This window comes from Merdimmobilis hominis, assembly GCF_900104615.1.
In the GTDB taxonomy this organism is placed as follows: Bacteria; Bacillota; Clostridia; order Oscillospirales; family Ruminococcaceae; genus Merdimmobilis; species Merdimmobilis hominis.
Genome location: NZ_LT629939.1, coordinates 919,776 through 938,886 on the forward strand (window position 1 = coordinate 919,776; position 19,111 = coordinate 938,886).

A 19,111-nucleotide genomic window follows, 5' to 3' on the forward strand; every position below is an offset into this window, starting at 1 on the left:
CACTTCTTCTCTTTTGAGTTCCACGAGAGGGGATCGCCTGGAGCGGCTACCAGGCGGTCCCCTCATTTTTATTCCCTTAAGGTCGTAAACAACCTTCTTCCTTTTACGGTGGAATTTCGAATTGGTTGTTTAAAATTCCAATCAGTACATAAAAAGCCCCCTCCCACGACGGGAGGGGGCTTTTTGTCTATCCTTCGATCTCGTACTTGCCGTTGCTTTCTTTATAAGAGGTCATCTTATGGACATCGTCCTGGCTGCGCACCAACTTGCCTTGTAGTATCTCCTCCCCCTGTGGGTTTTGAATGGAGATGGAAAGGGATTGAAGCTCCCCAATAGGTAGGTCCATGGGCATTTGCAGCCGGAAGTAGGCGTATTTGCCCTTAAATTCCTTGGTGTAGAATACAACATCCTGGAAGGTCTCCCTGGTGTCGTCGTTGGTCACCCGGAAGGTATAGCCGTCAATCCAGGATTCTTTGGCGTCGTTCTTGTTGAGCCGCAGGCCAAGCTGCAATTCCTTTTGGTCTGCAAAATAGGTGACAAAGTGGACAACCGCCCGGTCTTCCCGGAGGATGGTTTCTTCTCCCCCCAAAACATAAACGTTTTGATAGTCCTGGAACTTCTTTCCATCCTCAAAAATCAGCAGGTAGTTCACCGTTTTCTCAAAAAACACGGTGAACACCCCAACAACCAACCCCAGAACCAAGGCGAATGTAATATAGCTTTTGATCTGTTTTCTTGTCATGCTCCCACTCCTCATTGTATGTAATCTGCTCCCGCTATATCTGGGATACCATCACCAGCAATGTGCCCTTAGCCAGGGTGATGGACGCTGACGGGGCCGCAAAGTGGTTGCTCACCCCCAAGGGGAACCCATTGGTAAGCCGGGCGCCCTGAAGGGGATAGTAAAGGCCCTGGAAGGTGACCCCCTCCACCTGTTCCCCATAGGAGAACACCGAGACCGCCACCCCTTCTTCCCGGGGGAGGATGAGCGTCTCACCACCAAAGAGGAGATAGGCCCGGTCGCGGGCGCCCACGAGCCAGCCTTTCTTTCCCGCCTGCCGCAGGTACATAAGGGATTGCAGATTGGCAAAGCTGTGATCCATCCGCCCCCCCAAGGCGGCCAGGAGGAGGATCTCCTCATAGCCCCGGTGAATGGCCTCTTTGATAGCCAGCATGGTGTCGGTGTCGTCCTTGATGCTGGAAAACCCCTCAGTGGGTACCCCTTCCGGGAGATCCCCCTCATAGGAGTCAAAATCCCCCAAAATCAGGTCAGGCCGCACCCCCAGGGTTTTGGCATGGGCATATCCACCGTCACAGCAGATGAGGAAATCCCCAGGCCGTATCACATCTTGGTAGCGGCTGGGCTCCCCCAGTTCCCCTGCCGTGATGATTACACATCGTTTTGTCATTTCAATTCCCACTCTTTGATGTTTTTTGCATCCTCATACAACGAAAGATAGCTCTCATGGCGGGATTTGGGGATTTCCCCCGCCTCCACCGCCGCCAAGACCGCGCACCCTTTCTCCTTGGTGTGGGAGCAGCCGGTGAACCGGCATTTGGTCCGGTAGGGTTCAAACTCTGGGAAGCAGAGCTCCAAATCCTCTTTGAGGATCACCTGGAACCGCTCCAAATCCACCGCGGAAAAACCAGGGGTATCGGCTATGTAACCACCGCCGGGCTGCTCATACAGCTGCACATGGCGGGTGGTGTGCCGGCCGCGCCCCAGCTTTTGGCTGATTTGGGCGGTCTCAATGGAGAGGCGAGGGTCTATGCGGTTTAATAGGCTGGATTTTCCCACCCCTGTATTTCCGGTGAAGGCGCAGAGCTTGCCAGACAAAAAGGCCCGGACCTCCTCCACCCCTTCCCCAGTCTCACTAGACACCACAAACACCGGATATCCCACCTTGCGGTAAATGTCCGCCACCGGGGATGGGTCTTCCAGGTCGCTTTTGGTCAGCACAATGGCCGGGGGGATATTCTGGCATTCGGCAATGGCCAGCAGTTTATCCAGCACCAGAAGGTTGGGGAGCGGTTCACAGGAGGATACCACCAGCACCAGCAGATCCAAATTGGCCACTGGCGGGCGGACTAAGCTGTTTTTCCGGGGGAGGATCGCCACAACCTGGCCCTTTCCTTCCCCGGTTTCCTCCAGCTCCACCCGGTCCCCCACACAGGGGCTGATTTCCTGCTTGCGGAACAGGCCCCGGGCGCGGCATTCCACCTCCTGCCCCTCCCCGGTTTTCACATAGTAAAACCCGGAGAGGGCCCGCACAATCAATCCTTCTTTTGCCATCCGCTGCCCTGCTTTCTATTCAAAATCGTTGTTGTAGGTTTTGGTCTTGTCATAGGTTCCCTCGTCGAAATCGATGGTGTAATCCTGGTATTTCTTTTCATCTACCAAGATCTGCACCTTGGCGGTTCCCTCCCCTTCAAAACGGGGCTGCCAGGTGCGCACCTCGCTGGGATCGAGGAGTTCCTCATGAAGGAGTTTGCCGTCGATGGTGGCCTGCACCTTGACCAGGCCCTCAATCCGGGGCAGCTTGACACTCAAGGTCACGCTGGGCAGCTCCCGGTCGCCGTAACTGACCACCAGGTTGACCTTGCCGCCCTGTTGGATCTCCTGCCCCTCCATCGGGTCTTGGGAGATGACCACGTCCTCCGGCTTGTCGCTGGGTTCGTGGCTGACAGTGCCCAGCTGGAGCTTGTTGGCCTCCAGCACCAGTTTGGCATCCTCCAGGCTCAAACCTGTCAGGTCAGGGGCGTCGATCATCTTGTTCTCAGCACCCTTGCTCACCTTGACGATGACGGTATCCCCTTCGGCCACCTGGCCGCCTTTACCCGGCTCGGTAATCACCACATAGCCGGCAGGCACATCGTCGTGGTAAACTTCCACTGTCTCATAGTGGAGGCCCAATTCCTTCAGTTTGGCGTAGACCTCGTTTTCCTCCTGGCTGATGTAGCTGGGCAGGGTGATCATCTTCTGGCCGCCGCTGACCTTTACCTTGATCTTGGTGCCGCTTTTCACCTTGCGGCCCGCCTTGGGGTTCTGGTCGTAGATGACCCCTTTTTCATAATCTTTGTTGAATTCGGTGGAGATCACCTCGATGGTGAATACCCCTTGGTAAGCTTCGGTGGTTCGCACCGTCTCGTATTTATTGCCCACCAACTGGGGGACCTCCACATCCGGCACAGTGGCAAAGGGGTTGTTGATTTTGAGCATCACCAGGATGAAGATGCCGCACACCACCACAAAGGCAGCGGCAATTCCGCACAGGATGGTGATGATGGAGTTGTCTTCTTCCTCCTCCTCGCCGTTGGAGGATGGCCGCTTGGAGGCGAACCTCCCTCCGGTTTTGGCCGATTTGGTTGGTTTCTTGGCTTTTTTCTTTCCAGTGCCTTTTCCAGCCGCCTGGGAGTATTTTTTCCCGTCGATAGGCACTTCATTGGTCAGGTATTTGTATTCAAATAAAATGGTGGGATTCCGTTTGAACTCGTCGATGTCCCGGAGCATCTCTGCCGCCGACTGATAGCGTTGGGAAAGATCCTTCTGCATAGCCCGCATGGTGATTTCCTCCAGCCCTTCGGGGATGGCCGGGTTGATGCTCCGCGGGCGGATGGGGGCGGACTGGATCTGCTTCATGGCCACCGATATGGCGTTCTCCGCCTCAAAGGGTAGGCGGCCGGTGAGCATTTCAAACAGCATAACGCCCACCGAGTAGATGTCGGTGCGGGCGTCGGTGGTCTCCCCCTGGGCCTGCTCCGGGCTGATGTAATGCACCGAACCGATGGCGCGGTCGGTGAGGGTCTTGGTCTCGCTGCGGGAGAACCGGGCGATGCCAAAATCGGTAATCTTGATGGTGCCGTCGGAAAGGAGCATGATGTTCTGGGGCTTGACGTCCCGGTGGACGATGCCCTTGTCGTGGGCATGCTGCAGGGCCCGCAGGATCTGAACGGTGAAATGGACCGCTTCCTTCCAACTCAGGGCGCCCTGCTGCTCGATGTACTCCTTCAAGGTGATGCCATCGATGTACTCCATGACAATGGACTGCATCCGGTCGGAGAAGCTGACATCGTACACCTTTACAATATTGGGGTGGGAGAGGACCGCAATGGCTTTGGATTCATTTTTAAACCGCCGGAGGAATTCCTCATTGTCCAGGTATTCCTCCCGCAGAATTTTAACGGCTACCACCCGGTTTTCAATTACATCCCGGGCTTTGTAGACGTTGGCCATTCCCCCAACGCCGATCAATTCTGTGATTTCATACCGTCCGTCCAGCCGTTTCCCCAAATATTTATCCACGGCAGTTCGCCTCCTCTCGCTCTTGTGCAATCACCACTGCGGTGATGTTATCCCCGCCGCCGCCTCGGTTGGCCGCGTCAATCAGCGGGTCTACGGCGCCCAAACGGCCGCACTCCTCCAACAGGGAGGGCAGCTGCTGCTCGCCCACATAGTTGTATAGTCCGTCGCTGCAGATGAGGAGGAGCTCCCCAGGCCGCAGGGTATATTCCATATAATCGGTGGCAAGGGTGGGCTCTACCCCCAACGCACGGGTGATGTAATGGCGCTGGGGATGGGTCTTGGCCTCATCCGGGGTGATCTCCCCCCGCTCCAGCAGGAGCTGGACCACCGTGTGATCCCTGGTCAGCTGGGAGACTTCCCCTTTGCTGTACCGGTAGGCCCGGCTATCCCCGGCGCTGAGCAGGTAGACGGTAGCCCCCAGCACCACCGCCGCGACGATGGTAGTGCCCATGCCTTTCAGCTCCGGTTTGCGGCGGGCCATGTCATGGACGGTGGCATTGGCCCCCGCCACGGCGCATTCCAACACCGATTTGATCTCCCCGGCGCCGATGCCTGGCCGGATATCCCGCCCCAGCATGTTGCCGATGATCTCCACTGCGGTTTGGCTGGCCACCTGGCCGCCCCTCTCCCCGCCCATCCCGTCACAGACGACGGCGTACAGAAGGTCCGGGGAGAGAATCCGGTAGCGGAAGCTGTCCTGATTGCTTTTGCGCACTTCGCCGATGTGGGTGTCGCCAAAAATCTTCATCGCTGCTGCGCCTCCTGTTCCGCGGCCCGGCGGAGCTGTCCGCAGGCGGCGTTGATGTCGCTCCCCAGTTCCCGGCGCACGGTGGCGTTGATCCCCAACTTTTCCAGCTGCTGCTGGAACCGGGCAATGCTCTCCCGGCTGCCCCGCTGGTACCCCCGCTCCTTCACCGGGTTGACCGGGATCAGGTTGACATGGCAGGGCATCCCTTTGAGGAGGGCCGCCAGCTCCTTGGCGTCCTGGGGCCGGTCGTTGACCCCGCCGATGAGGGCGTATTCAAAGGAGATCCGCCGCCCAGTGACCCGGAAGTAATCCCGGCAGGCCTTCATCAGTTCCGCTACATTGTATTTTTTGTTGACCGGCATAGTCCGGTTGCGGATCTCGTCATTGGGGGCATGCAGGCTGATGGAAAGGGTCAGTTGGAGCTTCTTTTCCATCAGCTTGTAGATGCCGTCCACCAGGCCGCAGGTGGAGAGGGACACATGCCGTAGGCTCAGGTTCATCCCCTCAGGGCTGGAGAGGATCTCCAGGAACTGCATCACGTTGTCAAAATTATCAAGGGGTTCACCGATGCCCATCAGCACGATGCTGGCCACCTTCTCCCCCGATTCCCGCTGGGCGGCGTAAACCTCCTCCAGCATTTCGGAAGGGGTCAGGTTGCGCACCAGCCCGCCCAGGGTGGAAGCGCAGAAGTTGCAGCCCATGCGGCACCCCACCTGGGAGGAGATGCACAGGCTGTTGCCGTGCTTGTATTTCATCAAAACGGTCTCAATGCAGTTGCCATCCCGAAGCTGGAAAAGGAACTTTTGGGTCCCGTCCAGCTTGGAGACTAATTTGCGCGCCACCTTGTGCACCGTTATGTACCCCTCTTGGGCAAGGCGGTCCCGCAGCGCCTGGGGGAGGTTGGTCATCTCCTCAAAAGATGTCACCTGCTTCTGGTGCAGCCAGGAATAGACCTGGCCTGCCCGGAAGGCCGGCTGGCCCATCTCCCCCAACAGGGTTTTTAACTCCCCCAAGGTGAGGGATTTGTAATCAATCTTTGTCATCATGCCGTACCCGCTCCATGGTCGAGATGAAAAATCCGTCGGTGTCCCCTTGATGGGGGAACAAGGTCACGGTGTGGCCGGAGCTCCCCAGGGATTGGGGGAGGCGGCAGGGGGCAAAGTCCCGATGCTCCGCCAAAAAGCGTTCCACTACCCCTTCGTTTTCCCCAGGATTCAGGGTGCAGGTGGAGTAGAGGAGGATTCCCCCCTTCTTCACATAGTTTGCGGAATTGGAAAGGATGTTATACTGCAATTGGGGAATCTCCCCCAGTTCTTCTGGGTTTTTGTACTTGATTTCCGGTTTGCGGCGGATGATGCCCAGCCCGGAACAGGGAGCGTCGCACAGCACCCGGTCAAACAGCCCCAGTTTGGAGTTGTAGCGGGAGGCATCTCCCTCCTTGGCGGCGATGCAGCCGATGTCCAGACGCTGGGCGCCTTCGGCCACCAAGGCAGCCCGGGCCCGGTACAGATCCATGGCAAGCAGTTCCCCTTCCCCATGCATCCACTGGGCGGCGGTGAAGGATTTTCCCCCCGGCGCGGCGCAGATGTCCAGCACCCGCATCCCCGGCCGGGCATCCAACGCTTTCACACACAGCTGGGAGGATTTATCCTGGACGTGGAACAGGCCCTCCTGGAAGGCCGGGAGGGCGGTGACATCCCCAGTGCCGGAAACCCGAAGGCAGTTTTCCTCCATCTCATCCCGCCGGACCACCGCGCCCTCCTCCTCCAATTGGACGGAGAGGGCGTCCGCTGTAGTCTTCAAGGTGTTGACCCGGATGTAGACCGGCGGCCGGCCCAAGCTGGTCTTTAAAATCCCCTCGGTGTTCTCCTCCCCATAGCTGTCCAGCCAGAGCTGCACCAGCCACGCCGGGCAGGAGTATTGGATGGAGAGTTGATCCGCCCGGCTGCCCGCCATCCGGGGCACCCGCTTGCCGGACCGCAAAAAGGCCCGCAACACCCCGTTGACAAAGCCTCCCGCGCTCTCCTTGCGGAAAACCCGGGTCAGGTTGACCGCCTCGTTGACGGCGGCGCTGTCAGGCACCGAATCCATATACAGTATCTGGTACAGGCTGACCCGCAGGATCTCCCGCACCTGGGGAGTGAGTTTTTCCACCGGGGTTTTGGAAAACCCGGCGATGCAGTGGTCCAAAGTTAGCATCCGCTCCAGGACGCCATAAAACAAGGCGGTAGCAAAGGCCGCGTCCCGCAGGTCGAGGCCGCTTTGCTCCAGCGCCTTGTCGATGACAATGTTGGAATATCCCTTGCTGCCGTTGACCTTTCCCAAGGCCTCAACCGCAATTTGTCTGGCAGTTTTCATCTGTGCTCCTCAAAAATATGTCGTTTATTAGTCCCGGTCCCGGTTGCCAAACAAGGCAACCAACCGCATCAGTTGGGCCAGGGACATGACTAAGGCGGCCACATAGGTCAGCGCCGCCGCGGAGAGAACTTTGCGGGCGCCGTAGACTTCCTCTTCATCCAGGTAATGCTCCCCATTTAGGGTGGCCAGGGCGCGGCTGGAAGCATTGANCGATGCCTGGCCGGATATCCCGCCCCAGCATGTTGCCGATGATCTCCACTGCGGTTTGGCTGGCCACCTGGCCGCCCCTCTCCCCGCCCATCCCGTCACAGACGACGGCGTACAGAAGGTCCGGGGAGAGAATCCGGTAGCGGAAGCTGTCCTGATTGCTTTTGCGCACTTCGCCGATGTGGGTGTCGCCAAAAATCTTCATCGCTGCTGCGCCTCCTGTTCCGCGGCCCGGCGGAGCTGTCCGCAGGCGGCGTTGATGTCGCTCCCCAGTTCCCGGCGCACGGTGGCGTTGATCCCCAACTTTTCCAGCTGCTGCTGGAACCGGGCAATGCTCTCCCGGCTGCCCCGCTGGTACCCCCGCTCCTTCACCGGGTTGACCGGGATCAGGTTGACATGGCAGGGCATCCCTTTGAGGAGGGCCGCCAGCTCCTTGGCGTCCTGGGGCCGGTCGTTGACCCCGCCGATGAGGGCGTATTCAAAGGAGATCCGCCGCCCAGTGACCCGGAAGTAATCCCGGCAGGCCTTCATCAGTTCCGCTACATTGTATTTTTTGTTGACCGGCATAGTCCGGTTGCGGATCTCGTCATTGGGGGCATGCAGGCTGATGGAAAGGGTCAGTTGGAGCTTCTTTTCCATCAGCTTGTAGATGCCGTCCACCAGGCCGCAGGTGGAGAGGGACACATGCCGTAGGCTCAGGTTCATCCCCTCAGGGCTGGAGAGGATCTCCAGGAACTGCATCACGTTGTCAAAATTATCAAGGGGTTCACCGATGCCCATCAGCACGATGCTGGCCACCTTCTCCCCCGATTCCCGCTGGGCGGCGTAAACCTCCTCCAGCATTTCGGAAGGGGTCAGGTTGCGCACCAGCCCGCCCAGGGTGGAAGCGCAGAAGTTGCAGCCCATGCGGCACCCCACCTGGGAGGAGATGCACAGGCTGTTGCCGTGCTTGTATTTCATCAAAACGGTCTCAATGCAGTTGCCATCCCGAAGCTGGAAAAGGAACTTTTGGGTCCCGTCCAGCTTGGAGACTAATTTGCGCGCCACCTTGTGCACCGTTATGTACCCCTCTTGGGCAAGGCGGTCCCGCAGCGCCTGGGGGAGGTTGGTCATCTCCTCAAAAGATGTCACCTGCTTCTGGTGCAGCCAGGAATAGACCTGGCCTGCCCGGAAGGCCGGCTGGCCCATCTCCCCCAACAGGGTTTTTAACTCCCCCAAGGTGAGGGATTTGTAATCAATCTTTGTCATCATGCCGTACCCGCTCCATGGTCGAGATGAAAAATCCGTCGGTGTCCCCTTGATGGGGGAACAAGGTCACGGTGTGGCCGGAGCTCCCCAGGGATTGGGGGAGGCGGCAGGGGGCAAAGTCCCGATGCTCCGCCAAAAAGCGTTCCACTACCCCTTCGTTTTCCCCAGGATTCAGGGTGCAGGTGGAGTAGAGGAGGATTCCCCCCTTCTTCACATAGTTTGCGGAATTGGAAAGGATGTTATACTGCAATTGGGGAATCTCCCCCAGTTCTTCTGGGTTTTTGTACTTGATTTCCGGTTTGCGGCGGATGATGCCCAGCCCGGAACAGGGAGCGTCGCACAGCACCCGGTCAAACAGCCCCAGTTTGGAGTTGTAGCGGGAGGCATCTCCCTCCTTGGCGGCGATGCAGCCGATGTCCAGACGCTGGGCGCCTTCGGCCACCAAGGCAGCCCGGGCCCGGTACAGATCCATGGCAAGCAGTTCCCCTTCCCCATGCATCCACTGGGCGGCGGTGAAGGATTTTCCCCCCGGCGCGGCGCAGATGTCCAGCACCCGCATCCCCGGCCGGGCATCCAACGCTTTCACACACAGCTGGGAGGATTTATCCTGGACGTGGAACAGGCCCTCCTGGAAGGCCGGGAGGGCGGTGACATCCCCAGTGCCGGAAACCCGAAGGCAGTTTTCCTCCATCTCATCCCGCCGGACCACCGCGCCCTCCTCCTCCAATTGGACGGAGAGGGCGTCCGCTGTAGTCTTCAAGGTGTTGACCCGGATGTAGACCGGCGGCCGGCCCAAGCTGGTCTTTAAAATCCCCTCGGTGTTCTCCTCCCCATAGCTGTCCAGCCAGAGCTGCACCAGCCACGCCGGGCAGGAGTATTGGATGGAGAGTTGATCCGCCCGGCTGCCCGCCATCCGGGGCACCCGCTTGCCGGACCGCAAAAAGGCCCGCAACACCCCGTTGACAAAGCCTCCCGCGCTCTCCTTGCGGAAAACCCGGGTCAGGTTGACCGCCTCGTTGACGGCGGCGCTGTCAGGCACCGAATCCATATACAGTATCTGGTACAGGCTGACCCGCAGGATCTCCCGCACCTGGGGAGTGAGTTTTTCCACCGGGGTTTTGGAAAACCCGGCGATGCAGTGGTCCAAAGTTAGCATCCGCTCCAGGACGCCATAAAACAAGGCGGTAGCAAAGGCCGCGTCCCGCAGGTCGAGGCCGCTTTGCTCCAGCGCCTTGTCGATGACAATGTTGGAATATCCCTTGCTGCCGTTGACCTTTCCCAAGGCCTCAACCGCAATTTGTCTGGCAGTTTTCATCTGTGCTCCTCAAAAATATGTCGTTTATTAGTCCCGGTCCCGGTTGCCAAACAAGGCAACCAACCGCATCAGTTGGGCCAGGGACATGACTAAGGCGGCCACATAGGTCAGCGCCGCCGCGGAGAGAACTTTGCGGGCGCCGTAGACTTCCTCTTCATCCAGGTAATGCTCCCCATTTAGGGTGGCCAGGGCGCGGCTGGAAGCATTGAACTCCACCGGCAGGGTGATCAATTGAAACACCGCCATCAGGGAGAAGGCCACAATGCCCACGGTGACCAGCGGCTGGAAGGACATGACCACCCCTAAGAGGATCAACGGGATAGACAGCTTGGAGCCGATGTTGGTCACCGGGATGATGGCGTTGCGGATGGTCAGCGGCGCATAGCTATTTGCGTGCTGGATGGCATGGCCCACCTCATGGGCCGCCACGCCGATGGCCGCGATGGAAGGGCTGTCATATACACTGTCCGACAGCCGGACCACCCGGGCAGTTGGGTCGTAGTGGTCGGTCAAATTGCCCCGGATGCCTTCGATGCGCACATCGGTCAGGCCGTTGGCGTCCAAAATCCGGCGGGCGATCTGGGAACCGGTGTACCCCTGGCGGCACCGCACATGGGAATACCGGTTGAAGGTGCTGTTTACCCGGGCCTGGGCCCACAAGCCCAGCAGCATGGCGGGCAGAATCAAAACCAGGTAATAGATATCAAACCCATAGTAATAGCGAAACATAACACTACCTCCTACACCCCACAGGGGATGTTTTTAAGAAGTATAGCCGAAAATTGTGAAGGGGCTGTTACCGCACTATAAACCCTTTTGTGGCTACCCCAACCGGTGGCCTACTTCCAGACGGCGGCCCGGCAGGAACACCGAGGCATCCATCCGCTTGGCCCCTTCCAGCTGGACGGTGAGGAATTCCAAAGCCCCTTCCCCACAGGCGACAATCATCCGCTTGGAGTCCAGGAGGGTCCCCGGTTCCCCGGAGTACCCTTCGGCCACAGCGGCCTTGTGCACTTTCAGGAGCTTGCCGTCCAGGTGGGTCAGCGCCACCGGCCAGGGGGAAAGCCCCCGGATCAGGTTGTGCAGCTCCCGGGCGGGGCGGGTGAAGTCCAGCTCCGCGATTTTTTTATCCAGCATAGGGGCGTAGGTGGCCAGACGGCCGTCCTGTTTCACCGGTGTAATGGTTCCGTCGGCAAGGCCCGCTACCGTCTGGGATAAGGCCTGGGCGCCGATGTGCATCAAACGGTCGTGGAGTTCGCCATAGGTCTCCTCTTCCCCGATGGGGGTTTTGAGGGTGAGCAGCATGTCGCCTGTGTCCAGCCCTTCTGCCATGAGCATGGTGGTGACGCCGGTCTCTGGGTCGCCGTGGATCACCGACCACTGGATGGGCCCCGCTCCCCGGTATTTGGGGAGGATGGACCCATGGACATTGACACAGCCATAGGGGGGGATCTCCAAAATCTCTTTGGGCAGAATGCGGCCATAGGCCACCACTGCGATCAGATCGGGGGCGATCTCACGAAGCTGGGCCGCCACCGAGCCATCTTTCATTTTGGTGGGCTGGTATACCGGGATACCGTGCTGCAAGGCCAGCTCCTTCACTGGCGGGGCCGCCAGCTGGTACCCCCGGCCTTTGGGTTTATCCGGCTGGGTGTACACCGCGGCCACCTCATGGCCGTCCTCTATCAGTCTTTGCAGGGAGGGCACCGCAAATTCGGGTGTTCCCATAAAAACTATACGCATGGTCGGGCCTCCTTTTGGTCTTAGTCTATCGCGAGGTTATTCCAGCTCTTCCGGGTCCATCATCCGCAGGGCCAAATCTTTGAACAGCTTGCCGTCCAGATGGTCTAGCTCATGACAGAACGCCCGGGCTAACAAGCCCTCGCCGCTCATCTCAAACCACTCGCCATCCCGGTTCTGGGCCCGCACCCGGGCCTTTTCCGGCCGGGGGACGATGCCGTACTCTCCGGGGCTGGAAAGGCAGCCCTCTGGCCCTTCGATGCGACCGCAGGTGCGGATAATCTCCGGGTTGATCAGCTCAATGCGGCCATTTCCTACATCAATGACCACCACCCGGCGGCAGATCCCCACCTGGGGAGCGGCCAAGCCAACGCCGTTGGCCTCATACATAGTCTCCGCCATGTCATCTAAGAGGCTCCACAGCCGGCGGTCAAATTTTTCCACCTTGTGGCAGACCTTGCGCAGCACCGGGTCGTCTTCTCGTAAAATCTCGCGAATTGCCATCTATTCCAGTCCTCTCTTTTTCAAAATATAAAAGTATAGTGAAATGAGGCGTGTGCCTCATATACTTCCGTCATAATAGGGGTCCGCAAAGGCGGTGACCTCTTTGTTGCGCCGGTCGGCGTAAAACCAATCCAGCATCCGGGCCATCAGCTCCCGGAACCGGGCAGAGCTGCGGTATTTGATCAGGTACCGGCAGCGGTACTTGCCCGCCACTTTGAACACCGCCGACTCAGTGGGACCCAGGGCCCGGATGGGCAAGTCTTTGTATTCGGTGCCCGCCAGGCGGGAAAACTCCCCGGCAAACCGCTTGGCCGCCTCCCGGCACAGATCCTCCCGGGGGGAGACAAACCCCACCGCCCCTAGCTCGCAGTAGGGGGGATAGAGGCCCAGCTTCCGGTAGGCGATCTCCTCGGCATAGTATTCCTCATAGTTCTGGGTTGATGCCAGCTCGATGATCCGGTTTTCAGGGGAAAACGTCTGGACAAAAGCCCGGCCGGGCAGTTCCCCCCGGCCGCAGCGCCCCACCACCTGGGTGAGCAGGGAAAAGGTCTTTTCAAAACTGCGGAAATCATCGCTGTACAAAGACTGGTCGGCGCTTAAGACCCCCACCAGCGTCACCCGCGGAAAGTTGAGCCCCTTGGCCACCATCTGGGTGCCCACCATGATGTCGTATTCCCCGCGGGCAAAGGCGGCAAACTTCTCCTCATGGGAGAAGCGGGCCATGGTGGTGTCCATATCCATCCGCAGCACCCTGGCGTCAGGGAACCGCTCCCGCAGCTCCTCCTCCACCCGCTGGGTACCAGCCCCGGTGTAGCGGATCAGCTTGCTGCCGCAGTGGGGGCAGCTCTCCTCCACCGGGCGGGAATAGCCGCAGTAATGGCACATCAGCCGGTTGTTGGCGGCGTGGTAGGTCAGGCTGATGGAGCAGTTGGGACAGGTGGCCGTTTGGCCGCACTGGGAGCATTTCACCGTAGTGGTGTGCCCCCGCCGATTGAGGAGCAAAATGGATTGTTCCCTCTTTTGCAGGTTGAGGTACAGCTCCTCCCCCAGCCGGGCGGAGATCCCCCCGCTTGCGGCAGGGTCCTCCTTCAAATCCACAATGTAGACGTCAGGCAGACGGGCGGCGCTGTACCGCTCTTTTAAGGTGACAAGGGCTAGCTTCCCCTGTTTGGCTTGGTAAAAACTCTCCACGCTGGGAGTGGCCGAGGCCAGGAGCAGCATCGCCCCGTGGTACCGGCAGCGGACACGGGCCACCTCCCGGGCGTGGAACCGGGGGGAGCTCTCCGATTTATAGGTGCCTTCCTGCTCTTCGTCGATGACGATGAGGCCCAGGTTGTCCACCGGGGCGAAAACCGCCGACCGGGTTCCCACCACCACATCGGCTTCCCCAGCCCGAATGCGTTTCCACTCATCCAGCCGCTCCCCCATGGCCAGGCCACTGTGAAGCACTGCCACCCGGCCGCCAAAGGCGCTGTGAAACATCTCCACCGTCTGCGGGGTGAGAGAGATCTCCGGCACCAATACAATCACCCGCTTGCCCTCCTCCACCACCTGGCGGATGAGCCGCAGGAACACCTGGGTTTTGCCGCTTCCGGTGACCCCGTAGAGGAGGGCCCCTTTGGGCCCCTCCCGCCGGTATAGGGCATACAGCTGGTCAAAGGCTTTTTTCTGGTCCGCCGACAGCTCCGACGGGGGGGAAAGGCTCATCCCCCGGCCGGCATAGGGGTTGCGGTAGACCTCCTGGTCAAAGTATTCGGCGGCGCCAATGGCGCAGAGTTTATCCACCACCGCCCGGGTGACGCCGCAGTAGTAGCAGACCTCTTTGAGGGAGGCGCAGACCGCCCCTTCCAGAAGGCCCACCACCGCCTTTTGCTTTTCGGTCAGCTTGGGGAACCGGCCCTCGTCCACCAAGGGGGTGAGGCGGACCATCACCGCCTTTTCATCCTGAACCCGGCGGCGGTCCAGCTGGGCGGCGGAAACCGCTCCCCACTCCTTGAGCCGGACAAGATCCTTGGAGACAAGGCCCAGCTCCTTGAGCAGCGTCTCCTCCTGGACCTCCTTGCGCTTGCCGGAGAGATAGCCCACCACCCGGCGCTCCTCCTCGGTGAGCTCAGAAGCGTCCAGCTTCACCGTCCGCTCCAGCTTGAGGCCCACCCCCACTTTGACGCCGATCCCGGCGGGGAGGATAGCCCGCAGACCGTCGAACCAGGTGCAGTAGGTGTGCTCCTTCAAATAGCGAAGAAGGCCCAGCATCTCGGTGTTTAGCAGGGGGGATTCATCCACCAGGGTGGAAACCGGCTTGCGTTTTTCCCGGGTGTCGTCCTCCGACAGGGCCAGCACAATGGCCAGCCGCCGGTGGTTGTAGCTGCCAAAGGGGACGGTGACCCGGCAGCCGGGCTGCACCTTCCCCTCCAGCTCCACCGGGAGATAGTAATCGTATAATTTATCGTAGTGCCAGGTGGCTTTGTCCACCGCGACCCGCGCGATTTGGAACATGGGCAAAGCCTCCTTCCGGCGGGGGTTATCCGTTGTGTTTCTGGTTGTACAGGTCGAGGGCGCGGGAGAGGACGATGTCGCTCAGCTCCCCTTTGGTCATCAGCTCCAGCGGCTCAGCGCCGTCTTTGGTGATGATGGTGGCCACGTTGGTGGTGACGGCAAAGCCCGCCCCCTCCACGTTGAGGTCGTTGGCAATAATCATGTCGGCATTCTTGCCGCCCAGCTTCTTGGCGGAGTTTTCCAAAAGGTCCTTGGTCTCCATGGAGAAGCCGCAGAGGACCTGGCCTTCCGGCTTGTTCTCCCCCAGGGCTTTGAGGATGTCCTTGGTCCGGACCACCTCCATAGCCATGTTATCCCCGGATTTTTTGATCTTGTCGGCAGCCACAGTGGCGGGGGTGTAATCGGCCACGGCGGCAGTCTTGACGATGATGTCCATCTCTGGGGCGCGGCTGGTGATGGCGTCGTACATCTGGGCGGCGGTCTCCACCCGGATGGTCTCCACCCCCAGAGGGTCCTTCAACTCCACAGGGCCGGAGACCAGGGTGACCTGGGCGCCCCGCAGCCAGGCGGCCCGGGCCATCTCGTAGCCCATGCGGCCGGTGGAACGGTTGGAGATAAAACGGACCGGGTCGATGGGCTCCCGGGTGGGGCCGGCGCTGACCAGGATCTTCTTCCCCGCCAGGTCTTTGGGGGACATGGCGTACTCCAGCCAGGTCTCCAGCACGGCGGGGTCGGGCAGGCGGCCTTTGCCCACGTCGCGGCAAGCCAGGAAACCGCTGTCCGGCTCGATGATCATGACGCCGTCCTTCTTGAGCATCTCCATATTCCGCTGGGTGGCGGGGTTGTCATACATGCCGGTGTTCATCGCCGGGGAGACCAGTTTGGGGCACCGGGCCGCCAAAACAGTGGTGGAGAGCATGTCGTCGGCGATGCCCCAGGCCATCTTCGCCATGATGTTGGCAGTGGCGGGGGCCACTAAAAAGACATCCGCCTTCTTGGCCAAGGAGACATGCTGGACATTCCACTGGAAGTTGCGGTCAAAAGTATCCACCGAGACCCGGTTGTTGGTCAGCGTCTCAAACACCAGCGGAGCGATGAATTCGGTGGCGTTCTTGGTCATAATGACGTGGACATCCACCCCTTTTTTGATCAAATCACTGCAAACCTGTGCCATTTTGTAGGCGGCGATGCCCCCAGTGATGCCGATGACAACGGTTTTTCCCTTCATGTTCATACAGGTACCTTCCCTTTCTGTCAAATAAAATGGGTTGTCCTCCCCGAACTGGGGTTTCAAAAACGGCAAAAGCCGCCCACCCCCAGCACAGGGCGGGGGCGATGGCGGTTTTCCTAAAGGTTTATAAATCCGGGTGGCTAGTCATTTTGTATTTGCCGGCGGCAAACTCCTCCACAGCCAGTTTGACCGGTTTTTCCTCCAGAGGGATCTTCTCTTCCTCCGCCTCTTCCGCGATCTCCCTGGCCCGTTTAGCCACGGCCACTACAAAACGGTAATAGCTGTCATCCTTTTTGATGATCTGACTCATTGCAGGTCTAAGCATGCCGATTCACCTCGTCGATAAATTCTTTCATCTCATTGGCGGTGCACTTAGCAGCTTCAATGACTGCCAGCAGCTGTTCCGCCGCGGTTTCCAACTGGTCGTTGACCACTGCATAATCGTATTCCCCTGCCCGCAGCAGCTCCCTTTTGGCGGTGGCCAACCGCCGCTCCACCACTTCGGTGGGTTCGGTGTGGCGGCCGATCAGCCGGTTTTTCAGCTCCTCGTAGGAGGGGGGAAGGATAAAGATGAGCACCGCATCCGGGCACTTTTCCCGGATCTGCATCGCCCCCTGGACCTCGATTTCCAAGATCACGTCCTGGCCTACCGCCCGGGCATCCTCCACCATCTTTTTGGGGGTTCCATAGCAGTTGTCCCCATAGATGGCGTATTCCAAAAAGCCGTCCTCTGCGATGAGGGCGTCAAACTGGGGCCGGGTCAAGAAAAAGTAGGATTCCCCGTCCACCTCCCCAGGGCGGGGGGAACGGGTGGTGGCGGAAACGGAGAGCCGCAAGTTGGGGTTTTTCTCTAAAAGGAGCTTCATCAAGGTGCCTTTTCCCACCCCAGAGGGGCCGGAAACCACCAGCAGCAAACCCTTTTTATTCATCCTCGTCCACGTCCTCCTCATCCTCGTCGTCATCCACCAAGCGGTTTGCCACCGTCTCCGGCTGCACCGCCGAGAGGATGACATGGTCGGAGTCGGTGATAATCACTGCCCGGGTCCTTCTGCCATAGGTGGCGTCGATGAGGGTGCCCCGGTCCCGGGCATCTTGTATGATCCGCTTGATGGGGGCGGATTCCGGGCTGACAATGGCCACCAGCCGGTTGGCCGAAACCATGTTGCCAAACCCGATGTTGATTAGTTTCATGCAGTTGTTCCTCCAATGGTTCGCGGACTATTCCATATTTTGAATCTGTTCGCGGATTTTTTCAATTTCTGATTTCAAATCCACCACCACCCGGGCAATGGCCACATCCTGGGCCTTGGAGCCGATGGTGTTGGCCTCCCGGTTGAACTCCTGGACCAAAAAGTCCAGTTTGCGCCCAACTGGCTCGTCCTGGCTGATGATGTGCCGGAACTGTTCAATGTGGCTGCGAAGGCGGACGGTTTCCTCCGCCACCGCCACCCGGTCGGCAAAGATGGCTGCCTCGGTGACGATGCGCTGTTCATCCACCCGGTTGTCCTTGAGGACCTCGCAGAGTTTTTGATACAGCCTTGCCCGGTATTCCTCCACCGTTTGGGGGGATCGCTCCTCCACCTTTGCAACCAGCCCCTCGATGGTGACCAGGCGGGAGAGGACGTCCTCCTCCAGCTTGGCCCCTTCTTTGGTCCGCATGGCGACAAACCGGGCGATGGCTTCATCGGCCACCTCTTTGACCGCGGCCCAGATCTCCTCCTCATCCTCCTCGGTTTTGCGCACCGCGAAGATGTCGGAGAACCGGGCGATGGCACAGAGGCTCAGATCGTCGGTGAGGCCGGTCTCCTCCCCCAGCCCCCGCAGGGCTGCGATGTAGGATTTGGCCAGCTCGCGGTTGATCTCCACCTGGCCGCCCGAGCCCTCGATGGTCTGGATGGAAACTGCCACATCCACCTTGCCCCGGGAGATGAACCCCTGGGTGTAGCTCTTCATCTTCTCTTCCAAAAAGCCGTATGCCCGGCTGATGCGGGAGGAAAATTCAAAATACCGGTGGTTGACCGATTTGATCTCCACTGAAATGTCCCGGCCGCCGACCATCTTCTGGGCGCGCCCGAACCCCGTCATGCTTTTTACCATTGTTTCAACCTCTTGTCCCCTGGGGGGATTTTTCTTCTCTATCTCAAAATATCTCGCGCAAGCTTCCAAAATCGCACACTTTGGCTATTCTATTATCATACTATTCCCCACTGGTTTTGTCAAATGAACAAACCGGAAAATTCCCTTTCAAAATGCGAAAAAAGCGGACGCAGCTGCGTCCGCTTCCCTGCATTTCCCCGCTGGGGCGCTTGGTTTCCCGGGCCTTACACCTCGGCGCCGGCGAACTGGGGGCCCAGCAGCTCCTCCAAGAAGGAGAGGACGTCCGCGCTGCTGCCGCAGTACAGGACGATGTACTTCTCCCCGGCGAAGAAATGGGGCGGCGCCACCCACTCTACCTGGGTGGTAGTCCCATCAACGGTTTTGATGCTGTACCCGGTGGAAGAGATGGCCGCCTTCTGATCCGCCACCTCCTGGGCAGAGGCGTACTCATAGATGGACATAGACAAGGTGCTGTCCTCCGAGTAATAGCCCGACGCCTCAATGGGCATGGAGAACATGGTCGGAGCGAAGGTCACCGTCTCAAACCCATCTCCGGTTTTAAACTTGGCAATAAAGTCCTGCGCCGTGGCGATGGATTCCTCCTCTGGCTCTTCCTCCTCCGGTTCGCTGGAACTGGAGGAGCCCTCCCCTTCTTCCTGGGAAGAGGAGGAGCTGGAAGAGCTGCCCTCGCTGGAAGAGGAAGGCTTGGGGTCCCGGCTGGAGCACGCGGTCAGCGACAGGGCCAGGACCGCCAACAAAAGGATGGCAAAACGTTTCATAACAATCCTCCTTGCAGGGGAATTTCCCCTTTTAGAATGATTTCTGTCTCCTGGGCCGCGGGGCAGGGCTGCGGCGGGGGCGGGG

The 19,111-nt window shown here is 59.3% G+C and carries 21 protein-coding genes; all 21 read right to left on the reverse strand.

Going from position 1 to position 19,111, the window contains the following annotated elements:
* Positions 1–187 precede the first annotated feature (187 nt).
* The 21 genes from BQ5353_RS04430 to BQ5353_RS04525 all read right to left on the reverse strand — a co-directional run bounded on the left by BQ5353_RS04430 (position 188) and on the right by BQ5353_RS04525 (position 19,026).
* A complete protein-coding gene (locus tag BQ5353_RS04430; RefSeq protein ID WP_054332124.1) occupies positions 188–742 on the reverse strand; it encodes a hypothetical protein in 555 nt (184 codons plus the stop codon).
* A 34-nt stretch (positions 743–776) separates the two neighbouring features.
* Entirely contained in the window at positions 777–1,409 is a 633-nt protein-coding gene (locus BQ5353_RS04435) for a thiamine diphosphokinase (protein ID WP_054332125.1), read from the reverse strand.
* On the reverse strand, positions 1,406–2,293 hold the full coding sequence (gene rsgA, locus BQ5353_RS04440; protein ID WP_054332126.1) for a ribosome small subunit-dependent GTPase A: 888 nt from the start codon (positions 2,291–2,293) through the stop codon (positions 1,406–1,408). Before rsgA ends, BQ5353_RS04435 begins: the two co-directional genes overlap by 4 nt.
* A 15-nt stretch (positions 2,294–2,308) precedes the next feature.
* Entirely contained in the window at positions 2,309–4,303 is a 1,995-nt protein-coding gene (pknB, locus tag BQ5353_RS04445; protein WP_054332127.1) for a Stk1 family PASTA domain-containing Ser/Thr kinase, read from the reverse strand.
* Complete coding sequence (locus BQ5353_RS04450; protein ID WP_054332128.1) at positions 4,296–5,051, reverse strand: Stp1/IreP family PP2C-type Ser/Thr phosphatase; 756 nt, start codon at positions 5,049–5,051, stop codon at positions 4,296–4,298. Before BQ5353_RS04450 ends, pknB begins: the two co-directional genes overlap by 8 nt.
* The gene (gene rlmN, locus BQ5353_RS04455; protein ID WP_054332149.1) at positions 5,048–6,094 is read right to left on the reverse strand and encodes a dual-specificity RNA methyltransferase RlmN; all 1,047 of its coding nucleotides are present in this window, start codon (positions 6,092–6,094) and stop codon (positions 5,048–5,050) included. Before rlmN (BQ5353_RS04455) ends, BQ5353_RS04450 begins: the two co-directional genes overlap by 4 nt.
* A complete protein-coding gene (rsmB, locus tag BQ5353_RS04460) occupies positions 6,081–7,409 on the reverse strand; it encodes a 16S rRNA (cytosine(967)-C(5))-methyltransferase RsmB (protein WP_054332129.1) in 1,329 nt (442 codons plus the stop codon). Before rsmB (BQ5353_RS04460) ends, rlmN (BQ5353_RS04455) begins: the two co-directional genes overlap by 14 nt.
* Before the next feature lie 27 nt (positions 7,410–7,436).
* A complete protein-coding gene (locus BQ5353_RS13270; protein WP_407657175.1) occupies positions 7,437–7,637 on the reverse strand; it encodes a zinc metallopeptidase in 201 nt (66 codons plus the stop codon).
* Positions 7,564–7,821 (reverse strand): protein phosphatase 2C domain-containing protein, encoded by a 258-nt coding sequence (locus BQ5353_RS13275; protein WP_071427390.1) that lies wholly within the window; start codon positions 7,819–7,821, stop codon positions 7,564–7,566. The genes BQ5353_RS13270 and BQ5353_RS13275 overlap by 74 nt, the downstream gene beginning before the upstream one ends.
* Positions 7,818–8,864, reverse strand: coding sequence for a dual-specificity RNA methyltransferase RlmN (gene rlmN, locus BQ5353_RS04470; protein ID WP_054332149.1), 1,047 nt, complete (start codon positions 8,862–8,864; stop codon positions 7,818–7,820). The genes BQ5353_RS13275 and rlmN (BQ5353_RS04470) overlap by 4 nt, the downstream gene beginning before the upstream one ends.
* On the reverse strand, positions 8,851–10,179 hold the full coding sequence (rsmB, locus tag BQ5353_RS04475; RefSeq protein ID WP_054332129.1) for a 16S rRNA (cytosine(967)-C(5))-methyltransferase RsmB: 1,329 nt from the start codon (positions 10,177–10,179) through the stop codon (positions 8,851–8,853). The genes rlmN (BQ5353_RS04470) and rsmB (BQ5353_RS04475) overlap by 14 nt, the downstream gene beginning before the upstream one ends.
* Positions 10,180–10,206: 27 nt before the next feature.
* Entirely contained in the window at positions 10,207–10,908 is a 702-nt protein-coding gene (locus BQ5353_RS04480; protein ID WP_054332130.1) for a zinc metallopeptidase, read from the reverse strand.
* 93 nt (positions 10,909–11,001) lie between these two features.
* Positions 11,002–11,922: a methionyl-tRNA formyltransferase gene (gene fmt, locus BQ5353_RS04485; protein ID WP_054332131.1), complete on the reverse strand. Its 921-nt coding sequence runs from the start codon at positions 11,920–11,922 to the stop codon at positions 11,002–11,004.
* A 36-nt stretch (positions 11,923–11,958) separates the two neighbouring features.
* The gene (gene def, locus BQ5353_RS04490; RefSeq protein ID WP_071427391.1) at positions 11,959–12,423 is read right to left on the reverse strand and encodes a peptide deformylase; all 465 of its coding nucleotides are present in this window, start codon (positions 12,421–12,423) and stop codon (positions 11,959–11,961) included.
* Positions 12,424–12,480: 57 nt separating this feature from the next.
* Complete coding sequence (gene priA / locus BQ5353_RS04495; RefSeq protein ID WP_071427392.1) at positions 12,481–14,919, reverse strand: replication restart helicase PriA; 2,439 nt, start codon at positions 14,917–14,919, stop codon at positions 12,481–12,483.
* Between the two features lie 25 nt (positions 14,920–14,944).
* Positions 14,945–16,153 carry a bifunctional phosphopantothenoylcysteine decarboxylase/phosphopantothenate--cysteine ligase CoaBC gene (coaBC, locus tag BQ5353_RS04500; RefSeq protein WP_071427393.1) on the reverse strand — a complete coding sequence of 403 codons (1,209 nt, stop codon included), beginning with the start codon at positions 16,151–16,153 and terminating at the stop codon, positions 14,945–14,947.
* Positions 16,154–16,274: 121 nt separating this feature from the next.
* The gene (rpoZ, locus tag BQ5353_RS04505) at positions 16,275–16,475 is read right to left on the reverse strand and encodes a DNA-directed RNA polymerase subunit omega (RefSeq protein ID WP_054332133.1); all 201 of its coding nucleotides are present in this window, start codon (positions 16,473–16,475) and stop codon (positions 16,275–16,277) included.
* Entirely contained in the window at positions 16,468–17,079 is a 612-nt protein-coding gene (gene gmk, locus BQ5353_RS04510) for a guanylate kinase (RefSeq protein ID WP_083386402.1), read from the reverse strand. The genes rpoZ and gmk overlap by 8 nt, the downstream gene beginning before the upstream one ends.
* The gene (gene remA / locus BQ5353_RS04515) at positions 17,072–17,341 is read right to left on the reverse strand and encodes an extracellular matrix/biofilm regulator RemA (RefSeq protein ID WP_054332134.1); all 270 of its coding nucleotides are present in this window, start codon (positions 17,339–17,341) and stop codon (positions 17,072–17,074) included. Before remA ends, gmk begins: the two co-directional genes overlap by 8 nt.
* Positions 17,342–17,368: 27 nt before the next feature.
* Positions 17,369–18,247: a YicC/YloC family endoribonuclease gene (locus BQ5353_RS04520; protein WP_054332135.1), complete on the reverse strand. Its 879-nt coding sequence runs from the start codon at positions 18,245–18,247 to the stop codon at positions 17,369–17,371.
* Positions 18,248–18,471: 224 nt separating this feature from the next.
* The gene (locus BQ5353_RS04525; RefSeq protein WP_071427395.1) at positions 18,472–19,026 is read right to left on the reverse strand and encodes a hypothetical protein; all 555 of its coding nucleotides are present in this window, start codon (positions 19,024–19,026) and stop codon (positions 18,472–18,474) included.
* Positions 19,027–19,111 lie beyond the last annotated feature (85 nt).